This window comes from Shewanella septentrionalis (genome assembly GCF_025370265.1).
Classification (GTDB): domain Bacteria; phylum Pseudomonadota; class Gammaproteobacteria; order Enterobacterales; family Shewanellaceae; genus Shewanella; species Shewanella hafniensis.
In genome coordinates, this window is sequence record NZ_JAMTCC010000009.1 from 30,172 (window position 1) to 41,295 (window position 11,124).

Annotated in this window: 7 protein-coding genes; 5 read left to right on the top strand and 2 right to left on the bottom strand. The window is 47.4% G+C overall.

What is annotated here, in order from left to right; genetic code table 11:
• Nucleotides 1-131: 131 nt before the first annotated feature.
• Entirely contained in the window at nucleotides 132-1,034 is a 903-nt protein-coding gene (gene xerD, locus NE536_RS06735; RefSeq protein WP_006080351.1) for a site-specific tyrosine recombinase XerD, read from the bottom strand.
• Nucleotides 1,035-1,148: 114 nt separating this feature from the next.
• Nucleotides 1,149-2,561, bottom strand: a complete 1,413-nt coding sequence (brnQ, locus tag NE536_RS06740) for a branched-chain amino acid transport system II carrier protein (RefSeq protein ID WP_006084009.1) — start codon at nucleotides 2,559-2,561, stop codon at nucleotides 1,149-1,151.
• A 528-nt stretch (nucleotides 2,562-3,089) separates the two neighbouring features.
• Between brnQ and NE536_RS06745 the strand changes: the two genes are divergently transcribed.
• The 5 genes from NE536_RS06745 (at nucleotide 3,090) to NE536_RS06765 (ending at nucleotide 11,026) form a co-directional block, all read left to right on the top strand.
• Nucleotides 3,090-3,806 (top strand): tRNA1(Val) (adenine(37)-N6)-methyltransferase, encoded by a 717-nt coding sequence (locus tag NE536_RS06745; protein WP_261272216.1) that lies wholly within the window; start codon nucleotides 3,090-3,092, stop codon nucleotides 3,804-3,806.
• Between the two features lie 236 nt (nucleotides 3,807-4,042).
• The gene (gene srmB, locus NE536_RS06750; protein ID WP_106651506.1) at nucleotides 4,043-5,302 is read left to right on the top strand and encodes an ATP-dependent RNA helicase SrmB; all 1,260 of its coding nucleotides are present in this window, start codon (nucleotides 4,043-4,045) and stop codon (nucleotides 5,300-5,302) included.
• 363 nt (nucleotides 5,303-5,665) lie between these two features.
• Nucleotides 5,666-6,877 (top strand): efflux RND transporter periplasmic adaptor subunit, encoded by a 1,212-nt coding sequence (locus NE536_RS06755; protein ID WP_261272217.1) that lies wholly within the window; start codon nucleotides 5,666-5,668, stop codon nucleotides 6,875-6,877.
• On the top strand, nucleotides 6,877-10,068 hold the full coding sequence (locus tag NE536_RS06760; RefSeq protein WP_261272218.1) for an efflux RND transporter permease subunit: 3,192 nt from the start codon (nucleotides 6,877-6,879) through the stop codon (nucleotides 10,066-10,068). The genes NE536_RS06755 and NE536_RS06760 overlap by 1 nt, the downstream gene beginning before the upstream one ends.
• Nucleotides 10,069-10,318: 250 nt before the next feature.
• Complete coding sequence (locus NE536_RS06765; protein ID WP_261272219.1) at nucleotides 10,319-11,026, top strand: TatD family nuclease-associated radical SAM protein; 708 nt, start codon at nucleotides 10,319-10,321, stop codon at nucleotides 11,024-11,026.
• Nucleotides 11,027-11,124: the final 98 nt, after the last annotated feature.

Sequence of the window (11,124 nt, forward strand, 5' to 3'; positions counted from 1 at the left end):
TATAAATTGGGTCTCGACGAGGAGATTTTGGGGTCGTTCAAACGCGATATACTTAATAGACCCCGTATGGGGGCAAAAAGTTACAGACAAGCCGCGCGGAAAGCAAATTTATGCTGTAACTAAATCCTTTTTCAGCCTCTTGGATGATGCTGTTGATGCAATTCCTGCAACCTTGCCCGCGCCACATGGGTATAAATCTGCGTGGTCGACAGGTCGCTATGGCCTAACAGCAATTGCACCACCCGCAGATCAGCACCGTGATTGAGCAAATGGGTAGCAAAAGCATGGCGTAATGTGTGCGGTGATAATGCGGTTTCAATCCCAGCACGAAGGGCATACAACTTAATTCGATGCCAAAAGGTTTGCCGCGTCATCATCTGCCCGCGTTTTGACGGAAACACCACATCGGACTGTTTATTGCCGAGCAACTCTTGGCGCGCAAACTTCATGTAGCTCTCGACTTCGGTAATCGCTAATTCACCCAGCGGCACAAGACGCTCTTTGCCGCCCTTACCCACAATGCGCACTAAGCCTTGGCGCAGACTCATCTGCTCCATCGTCAAGCCAACGAGCTCGCTCACCCTCAAGCCTGTCGCATACAACAGCTCTAGCATGGCTTTGTCGCGACATTCGACGGCATCTTCCACATTGGGCTCAGACAACAAGCGATCGACCTGTGATTCACTCAATGAATCGGGTAAATGGCGGGTTAATTTAGGCGACTCAACTAGGGCCATAGGATCGGCTGAAATCTGCTTGGTCTGCACTAAATAGGTATAGAAACGCCGTAAACTGCTGAGCAGCCGAGCGCTACTGGTGCGCGCAAAATCCTGCTCAACTCTAAAGGCTAAATACGCCCTGACATCGGCCTGAGAAACCGCAAGCAGCGTTACCCCTTGCTGAGCTTGATAACGATCAAAATGGCGCAAATCGGTGCGATAGGCCGATAAGGTGTTGTCACTCAGTCCCTTGCTCGACCAGAGATCATCAAGAAAAACATCAATGAGCGGATCGGGCTGATATGTCTTAGGCACAAAAACTCCATAAAAAAACGGCGTCATCAAATGATACGCCGTTGATATTAACTTAACTACATTTAAGCCTACATCAGCTTAACTGAGTCCCGCGTAAAAACGCGAGTACAAGGCTTAAGCAGCAGCCGTTTGATCACGACCACGACCAAAAACTAAACACAGTACTATGGTTGCAATCGTTGGCAGTAACCAAGCCATGCCTTCTTCATAGAGTGGCAGCTTAGATAACACGGGAGACATCACATCCACGACATGGATAAAGCCCTGTGCTAAGCCATTCACCGCTTGACCATCAGCGCCAGTCAGGCTGCTTGCCGCCACTTTAAGGCCATCGAAGATGCCGAAAAACAGTGCCACGCTCAGTACTGCACGGTGTGCAAACTGCGGATTCGCAAAGTAAGCGGTCAAGAAAGTGATGACCACTAAGGCGATTGCCACAGGATAAATCGTCATTAACACAGGAATACTGATGGCGATAAGCTGCGTAAGACCCACGTTAGCAATCACAGCACAAATCACGCTTAAGAAGATCACTAGGAAACGGTAAGACAGTTTAGGCATCAGCTCATTGAAGAACTCTGAACATGCACTTACAAGACCGACCGCTGTGGTTAAACAAGCTAAGGTCACGACCGATGACAGTAAGACTGAGCCTAAATCACCAAATTCACGGGTCACATAGTTTGTTAAGATCTCGCCGCCATTTTTAGCACCGATGGCGATATCGCCTGCGGTCGCACCTAAAAAGAACAGCGACACATACACAAAGGCTAAACCAGCGGCAGCAATAAAGGCGGCGCGGATCAGATATTTAGTTTGAGCACTCGGTTGATCAATCCCCTTTTTGCGCAGGATATCGATAATCAGCATACCAAACATTAAGGACGCTAACGTATCCATAGTGTTGTAGCCTTCCAAAATACCTTTGGTCAGCGGATGGTTTTGATAATCGCCTACGGCTTGGCCCACTTCGGATGCGGGTAAAAACATCACAGATGCAGCCAATCCAACTAACAAGATCAATAAAATAGGCGTTAATACTTTACCTACGCTATCGAGCAGCTTGCCAGGGAAAAGCGCCAATAACATAGTGACGGTAAAGAAACACATGGTGTATAGCAGTTGTGACAGATTCAGTTCTAAACTGCCCAGTAAAAATGTGGCCGTGGTGTCATCGATAAAGGGCTTAGCGCCAATCTCGTAAGCCACTAAACCGGTACGCGGCGCAGCAAACGCAGGGCCGATAATGATATAAATCGCGATAGCCAATGTCGTTGCTGCAAATACTGGCAGCATAGCCATAACCTTACCTTGAGCCTTAGCGACAGCAATCAGTCCAACTAAAGGTAAACCTACGGCGGTAATCAAAAAACCCAACATGGCGAGGGGCATATTACCGCCCGCTAACATTCCCGCGAACGGTGGAAAAATTAGGTTACCTGCCCCTAAAAAGAATGCGAAGGTCATAAAACCTAAGCCCAATGTATCTGCGATACTCATCTGATTGTCTTGCACTGGAAGCCCCATCTTGTCTTATTGTTTTTTTACAAACTTAAGTGATTATGTGTCGATTAGCCATAGCTAAAACAAAGCCCATCCGGAGTGCAAATCTTTGTTTACACAATTCCGTGGTAAATATGTTCGATATCTGTCGAGTTTATAATCTATGACAAACTTTTGTGCAGCCGTACTGACTACTAATTCACCACCAAACTCGTTTACCTATCCGTTAATCATACAAAGTGATTAAAAATGGGGGCGAAACTAATACCAGACTTAAAGTGCTAATACAAGACAACAAGACCATTAGGATAAAAAAAGCGAAATAATGCTAATTACCTGCTAACAAAAGGTTTCCAAGGCAATAAAATAAAGCGTTAATTAAGTAAAATCTGTATTGCGCCGTAAAAATAAAATCTTATGCCGACACAAATTCATACATCTAGGGTTACACCTTCTGTTTAAAAGCATTGGCTAAAAACGAGGGCTAGAATTAGAATACTGCCCGCCCAATATTGGGCCTAACCACCTTAGAACGGCAAAAATTAACTCTCCATGGCATTCACTTTTAAACAATTTCATATCGATGATATGAATTGCGGCATGGCCGTAGGCACAGACAGTGTCGTCCTAGGCGCGTGGGCTCAACTGACCGCAGCAAAAACAGTGTTAGATATTGGTGCTGGCAGCGGCTTACTCAGTTTAATGGCAGCGCAGCGCAGCCAAGCACACATTACCAGTGTCGAGTTAGACACAAGTGCAGCCGAGGCTTGCCAGCATAACTTCCACAATAGTCCGTGGGCGAATCGACTCACCTTAGTCAACAGCAGCATCCAAGACTTTTGCCAACAGATTGAGTATCAAGAGTATTTTGATCACATCATTTGTAATCCGCCCTATTTTGAGCAAGGCACACAGGCGATACAATCCCAGCGCGCTATGGCCCGTCACACAGATAGCTTAAGTTTTACCGCGCTACTCGATGCCATTCATGTGTGCCTAGCACCGCAAGGAAACGCAAGCCTCATATTACCAATGCAGAGCATGGCGCGTTTCAATGAGATTTTAACGCACTCACCGCTCAGTCTTATTGAAATGACTAACCTTATCAGTATTGTAGGAAAAAGCGCCAATCGAGCACTCTGCGTACTCGCGCACAAGACTCACCCTCAAATTGCCACGAAGATCAGTGATATCACTATTCGAGAACTTTCAGGCCAATACACCCAAACCATGGTGCAATTGATCCGAGATTTTTACCTTAAATACTGATATCGAGCCCAGCCCTGACACGTAAAGTAAAGGCCGCTAAGTTTGGCAAAGGTAACGAAGGGGCCAATTCCCCCAAAATTAGATGCTAATACATTGAGCTTAAAGTAATTAACTTATGCCTATTACCATAAAACTTTACCGGCTGAGAAGATAAACACCGGAGATCTAGATAAGTTATTTAAGTTAACCGCTATAACCTTTATAATGCTTCGCTATTATCCGTCGAGACGCTGCGCATGCAATTTGAAGATTTCCAGCTTGACCCTAGCTTATTAGAGTCGCTTAATGCCATGGGGCATCATTCACCCACCACTATTCAGCAAGAAACTATCCCTTATGCCCTAGAGCAAAGAGATATTCTCGCGCGCGCCCCGACAGGAACAGGTAAAACAGCGAGTTTTTTACTGCCATCGTTGCAACATTTAATCGACTTCCCCCGTCGTTTCGCTGGGCAAGCACGTATTCTGATCCTCACGCCAACCCGTGAGTTAGCCAGCCAAATCCACCGTTATGCGTGTCACTTAGCCACAGGCCAAGGTTTGGACATAGCGATTGTGACTGGTGGTGTGCCTTACGGACCACAAGAAGAAGCCTTAGCGGGCAACGTCGATATTCTGGTCGCGACCCCTGGCCGCCTGATGGAATATTTAGACAAAGGCAATTTCAACGCCCAAGAAGTCGATATCTTAATTATCGACGAAGCCGACCGCATGCTAGACATGGGCTTCTCTTCTGTAGTGCAAGCGATTGCTATCGAAGCCCAAGGCCGCAAACAGAACATGCTGTTCTCTGCCACCTTAGAAGGCGGCGGCGTGCAACGTTTTGCCCGCGAAGTGTTAAACGACCCGATTGAAATCGATGTTGAAGCCCCTCGCAGTGAAAAAGCCAAGATCCACCAATGGATCCACTTAGCCGATGATAAAGAGCATAAATTTGCCCTGCTATGTCATCTGCTGCGCCAAGAAGATGTTAAACGGACTATCGTGTTCGTGAAAACCCGCGACATAGTTTCTAGCTTAGAAGGCCAGTTACTGAAAGTTGGCATTCCCTGCGCATTCATGCGTGGCGATATGGAACAGAAAAAACGTTTCCAAGCCTTAAGTCGTTTTACTAAAGGTGAAGTTAACGTCTTGCTGGCAACCGATGTGGCTGCACGCGGTATCGATATCGACGATATCACCCATGTGATCAACTTCGACATGCCACGATCTGCCGATACCTATATTCACCGTATCGGTCGTACTGGCCGCGCTGGCGCCAAAGGTACTGCGATTTCGTTGGCCGAAGCACACGATATGCGTATCGTCGGTAAAATCGAGCGTTATATCGAGCAACCGTTGAAACGTCGCGTGATCGAAGAGCTGCGTCCAAAGAACAAAGAAGCGCGGACACCGGGTAAGAAAAAAGCCAAAGTGAAAGCCAAAGAAGCAGCGAAGAAAACCAGCAAGAAAGAAGCGGCAAAGAAAGCGAGTAAAATCGCCCGCAAGAAGAAGTAACCTCAGCTTGAAATAATCCAACTAAAGCCGCTATATGCGGCTTTTTTATTACCTAAATTTAACTCAATGCAATAAATCAACTGGCGAGTAAAAGCTAGTCATAATATATAGAGCATGAAATACGGCCTACTTATCTCTGCCAATCCGCAAGCTAATTGTTCCTTATTTCAATATATTCCAATTACCTAAGTGAACCTTTCACCCTTTATCTGTTCTAAATTCCGCCAAAATATCGGTTCCTAGTGAGCAGTTGTGTCAAACCATCACTTTTAGACACATTTAATTTACAAAAATAAATTTATTGGCGCAGCCGACTCTGCTACTTTAACCCCATTACGCGATTAGCATGGATGTAACAATAATATGATGAAGACCCTACTGAGGAGACTTTCTCCTTTTCTTATTCTGCTGCTGTTTGTCTTTGGCGCAGCCTTATTAATGAAAACTAAGGAGGCGCCAGAACAAAAACCGGAAGAGATGCCCATTCCTATCGTTGACGTCACGCAAGTGACTCAGCAAACGGTATCGCTAAACTTACCGTCCTACGGTGTGGTTACGCCAAAATATAAAACCCAGCTTGTGACTGAAGTTCAAGGCAGAATGCTGAGTATTTCCGCTGATTTTGTGGCGGGTGGCATAGTCAAAAAAGGCGACCAACTCGCACAAATCGAGCCCTCAGATTACGAGGCTGATTTAATGCAAGCCGAAGCAACACTGGCCCAAGCTACCGCCGCGCTGAACGAAGAAATTGCCCGCGGTGAAGTTGCTAAAATCGAATTCAAAGGCTACGACAAAGGTTTACCCCCAGAGTTAGGTCTGCGTATTCCACAGCTTAAAAAAGAGCAAGCCAACGTTAAATATGCGCAGGCCGCACTGGCGCGTGCCCAACGTAACCTTGAGCGCACAGTTATCCGCGCGCCGTTCGATGGCATAATTAAAGCGCGTAATGTCGATTTAGGTCAGTATGTTAGCTTAGGTACAAACTTAGGTGAGCTTTATGACACTAGCGTGGCTGAGATCCGCTTACCCATTTCCAATGACGATTTAGCCTACCTAGAATCGGTGGATAATCCCGATACTCAAGTGACGCTGAGCGCTTCTTTGGCGGGTAAAGAAAATACTTGGGTTGGCAATATTATCCGCAGCGAAGGCGTGATCGATGCTGAAAATCGCATGGTGTATTTAGTCGCTGAAATCAAAGACCCGTACCTGCGCGCCAATAAAGTTGCTGGCAGCTTACCGCTTAAATATGGCAGCTTCGTCAATGCAGTCATTAAAGGGCGCACCGTCGATGGCATAGTTAAACTACCCCGCCATGTAGTTCGTAACGATCACGTCGCCTTAGTGAATGACAAAAATATTGTTGAAATGCGCCATGTAAATATCGTTCGTAGCGATCTCGACAATGTGTATATCAAGGACAGTCTAAAAACGGGCGAGCGCGTCGCCACCACTCACTTCAACAGCATGGCAAACGGTCAACTGGTCAAGGTCTTAGGTGAAGCGGCATTGCCGACTGAGACGCCAAAAGAAGACACGCCTGAGTCGAGTCTTGCGGCCACTGGAGTGAAATAATGGACACTCAAAAAGGGATCTTAGCCTGGTTCGCCCGCAACAGTGTGGCCGCGAACCTGTTAATGTGGGCATTGCTGGTCGGCGGTTTGTTCAGCACTGTCTTGATCAATAAAGAAGTGTTTCCTTCTTTCGAACTCAATTTGCTGAATATTTCCGTCGCCTATCCGGGCGCGGCGCCACAGGAAATCGAAGAAGGCATCAACATCAAGATTGAAGAAGCCATCCAAGATATCAACGGTATCAAGAAGGTCACGTCAGTGGCTAGCGAAGGGGTAGGCTCGATTACGGTTGAAGTTGAAGACGGTTACGAAGTGCAAACCGTGCTCGATGAAGCCAAACTGAGATTAGATGCGATTTCGACCTTCCCAGTGAACATCGAAAAACCCAATATCTATCAGATTAAACCTGAAAATAACGTCATTTGGGTGTCCGTCTATGGTGATATGACACTGCACGATATGAAGGAGTTGGCTAAGTCGGTGCGTGACGATTTAACCCAACTGCCAGCCGTGACCCGTGCCAAAGTCACCGGTGTGCGCGATTATGAAATCGCCATCGAAGTCTCTGAGAATAAATTACGTGAATACGGCCTGACTTTCTCGCAGGTTGCATTAGCAGTGCAAAACTCTTCCTTTGACTTACCCGGCGGTTCGATTCGCGCCCAAGATGGCGACATCCTGCTGCGCACCAAAGGCCAAGCCTACACGGGTGATGACTTTGCCAATATCGTCGTCACCACTCGCCCCGACGGTAGCCGGGTGATGTTGCCGCAAGTGGCGACTATCAAAGATGATTTTGAAGAACGGTTAGAATACACCCGCTTTAACGGTAAACCGGCCGCGATTATCGAAGTCACCAGTGTTGATGATCAAAATGCCTTAGACATTGCCGCTCAAGTAAAACAATACGTCGAGGATCGCCGCGCGACACTTCCTGCCAACGCGCAACTCGATACTTGGGGTGATATGACTCACTACCTCAAGGGCCGCTTAAACATGATGATGTCGAACATGTTTTACGGTGCCTTGTTGGTGTTTATCATCCTAGCTATGTTCCTCGATCTTAAGTTGGCGTTTTGGGTCATGATGGGTCTGCCGGTGTGCTTCCTCGGCACTATGCTGATCATGCCGCTCGAACCTTTCTCGATGACGATCAACATGTTGACCCTGTTCGCCTTTATCTTAGTGCTCGGGATAGTGGTGGACGATGCGATTGTCATCGGCGAGAGCGCCTACACAGAGGTCGAACGCCACGGTCACTCGGTTGACAATGTGATCCGCGGCGCGCAAAAGGTGGCGATGCCCGCGACCTTCGGGGTATTAACCACGATTGCGGCCTTTATTCCCATGTTAATGGTTTCTGGCCCTATGGGGATTATCTGGAAATCCATCGGCATGGTGGTCATCCTCTGTTTGGCCTTTTCCTTGGTCGAATCTAAGTTCATCCTGCCAGCGCATTTAGCGCACATGAAGTTTAAAAAGCCCGGTGCGCCAAGGGGATTCTTTGGTCGCCTCAAAGCCAACTTTAACGACAGAGTGCAGCACTTTATTCACCACAGTTATCGCAACTTCCTCGAGCGCTGTATCAAGCAAAGATACAACGTGGTCGCGGCCTTTATCGGTGTGTTGATCCTCTCCATTGCCTTAGTCGCCAGTGGCAAAGTGCGTTGGGTATTCTTCCCTGATATTCCCTCAGACTTTATTCAAGTTCAGCTTGAGATGGACGAAGGTAGCTCGGAAGAGAACACTTTGAAAGTGGTGCAGAGCATAGAAGAAGCCCTGTACAAGATGAACGACAAAATGGAGCAAGATAACGGCTATCAAGTGGTGAAACACAGCTTTATCAATATGAGCTCCCGCACCTCTGCCTTTATTTTTGCCGAACTGACGAAAGGCGAAGACCGCGAAGTCGATGGTGTGACGATTGCTGCCGCATGGCGTGAACAATTGCCCGAGCTTCTATCGGTCAAAAAACTCAGCTTTAACGCGAGCACTAACGATGCCGGTGGCGATATTTCCTTCAGGTTGACCTCAAGCGATCTCGATGAACTATCCGCAGCCTCTAAAGAGTTGAAGCAAAAACTCGCCAGCTATGAAGGCGTATATGATATTGCCGACAACTTTTCCTCGGGTAGCCATGAAATTCGCCTGAAGATACGTCCAGAGGCTGAAGCCCTTGGCCTGACCCTTTCCGATTTAGCTCGCCAAGTGCGTTACGGTTTCTATGGTTATGAAGCCCAACGTATTTTGCGTAATAAAGAAGAAATCAAGGTGATGGTGCGCTACCCATTAGAGCAGCGCCGCACTGTGGGTTACCTGGAAAACATGCTGATCCGCACGCCAACGGGCACCTCGGTTCCCTTCTCGACTGTGGCACAAATTGAGAAAGGCGAATCCTACGCCTCAATTACCCGTGTTGACGGTAAGCGGGCGATCACCATCACGGCAAATGCCAACAAAAACATAGTCGAACCTTCAAAAGTGGTACAGGAAATCCAAAAAGATTACCTGCCACAATTACAGTCCAAGTATCCTAAAATCCAAACCGCGTTAGATGGCGGCAGTTTAGATGAACAGAATGCTATGATCGGTTTGATGCAAGGTTTCTTCTTTGCGCTGTTTACCATTTATGCACTGATGGCAATCCCGCTAAAATCCTACAGCCAGCCGTTGATCATCATGTCGGTGATCCCCTTCGGGATTATCGGCGCCCTGTTCGGTCACTTGATTCAGGGACTCGCGATGAGCGTATTAAGTCTCTGCGGCATAGTGGCACTCGCGGGTGTGGTGGTGAACGACTCTTTGATTTTGGTCGACTTTGTTAACCGTGCGCGGGAGCAAGGTCAATCGGTTAGACAGGCGGCAGTGGATTCGGGCTGTTATCGCTTTAGGGCGATCATCTTAACGTCACTCACTACCTTTGTCGGCTTAGTGCCTATTATTCTCGAGCGCAGTTTGCAGGCGCAAATTGTGATCCCTATGGCGACGTCCCTCGCCTTCGGTATCCTGTTCTCGACTGTAGTGACGCTGATCTTAGTGCCGCTGTTGTACATCATACTCGACGATGTTAGCCGCTCTAGCAGCCGCTTCTTCAACTGGTGGTGGCAGCCTAAAAAAACCAATGATGAGGACGTTAAGCATCCGGATTTTGAGCAAGCTGTCACGACTGACTATAAGAAAGACTATTTATAGGCTGTTAACGACAGACAGTTAGCGATAGGCAGTTAGCGATAGACAGTTAATCAATGTCTTGGACCTTAAAAAGAGAGCTTAGGCTCTCTTTTTTATTGCCAGTGCTCACTCAATTCCACATCAGCATCAAAGTCACTATGCCGTGAGTGGGTTTGAGCTTTCAAGTTGCGATCTAGCTGACAGTTATACCATCGGGCTTTCGCTACACTGTGCTCAAGTCGTCAGTTATCGTTAGAATGAACCTATCATTATGTCTGAGCATCTGCATAAGCAACACCTTGATAACCCGCACGTTGTCACTACTGAAACCCTAGCGAACGGTCACATTACAGATGAAGTTTGCACAAATGAAACCTGTGCGACCGAAACGCTAGTCTATGACATTCGCCGCAGTCGTTACCTCAATATCACTGGTCGCTGCACCCTGCGCTGCGCTTTCTGCCCAAAACATAATGGAAGTAAACAAATCCACGAATACCAACTTGCCCTGTGCCATCAACCTAAGCCAGAGGAAATTATCCCTCTGCTTGGCGATGTTAAAGACTTCGAAGAATACGTGTTTTGCGGTTATGGCGAGCCAACCTTAAATCTTCCAACCCTGCTGACGGTGGCAAAAGAGATCAAACGCAGGGGCGGACGAGTACGGATTAATACCGATGGTTTAGGCAATCTGGTCCATAGACGCAATATTCTGCCGGAACTTGCCGATTGCGTTGATAGCTTATCGATTTCACTCAATGCGGATAATGAAGCCGCCTATATCAAACATTGCCGCCCAAAACTCGCGGGTTCCTACGCCGCCGTGCATGCCTTTATCGCCTTGGCACCACACTATATTGAAACAGTACAAGTCTCTGCCATCGAAGGATTAGCGGGCGTCGATATCGATATCTGCCGTGAACAAGTGGAGTCCTACGGCTGTGAATTTAAACATAGGGTGCTTGGCGCTTTAGGCTAAACGGCATTCTAAAAAGCCATAATCGACTGAAATACCCAAGCAAATAACACTGTCGATGACGTGAGTGGTACATGTGTGATCGTCTTAACTTTTACTCA

Bases quoted from the DNA above. Each gene is read 5' to 3' on its own strand.
- srmB (WP_106651506.1), top strand. From the start codon at position 4,043: ATGCAATTTGAAGATTTCCAGCTTGACCCTAGCTTATTAGAGTCGCTT.
- NE536_RS06755 (WP_261272217.1), top strand. From the start codon at position 5,666: ATGATGAAGACCCTACTGAGGAGACTTTCTCCTTTTCTTATTCTGCTG.
- NE536_RS06760 (WP_261272218.1), top strand. From the start codon at position 6,877: ATGGACACTCAAAAAGGGATCTTAGCCTGGTTCGCCCGCAACAGTGTG.
- NE536_RS06765 (WP_261272219.1), top strand. From the start codon at position 10,319: ATGTCTGAGCATCTGCATAAGCAACACCTTGATAACCCGCACGTTGTC.
- NE536_RS06745 (WP_261272216.1), top strand. From the start codon at position 3,090: ATGGCATTCACTTTTAAACAATTTCATATCGATGATATGAATTGCGGC.
- brnQ (WP_006084009.1), bottom strand. From the start codon at position 2,561: ATGGGGCTTCCAGTGCAAGACAATCAGATGAGTATCGCAGATACATTG.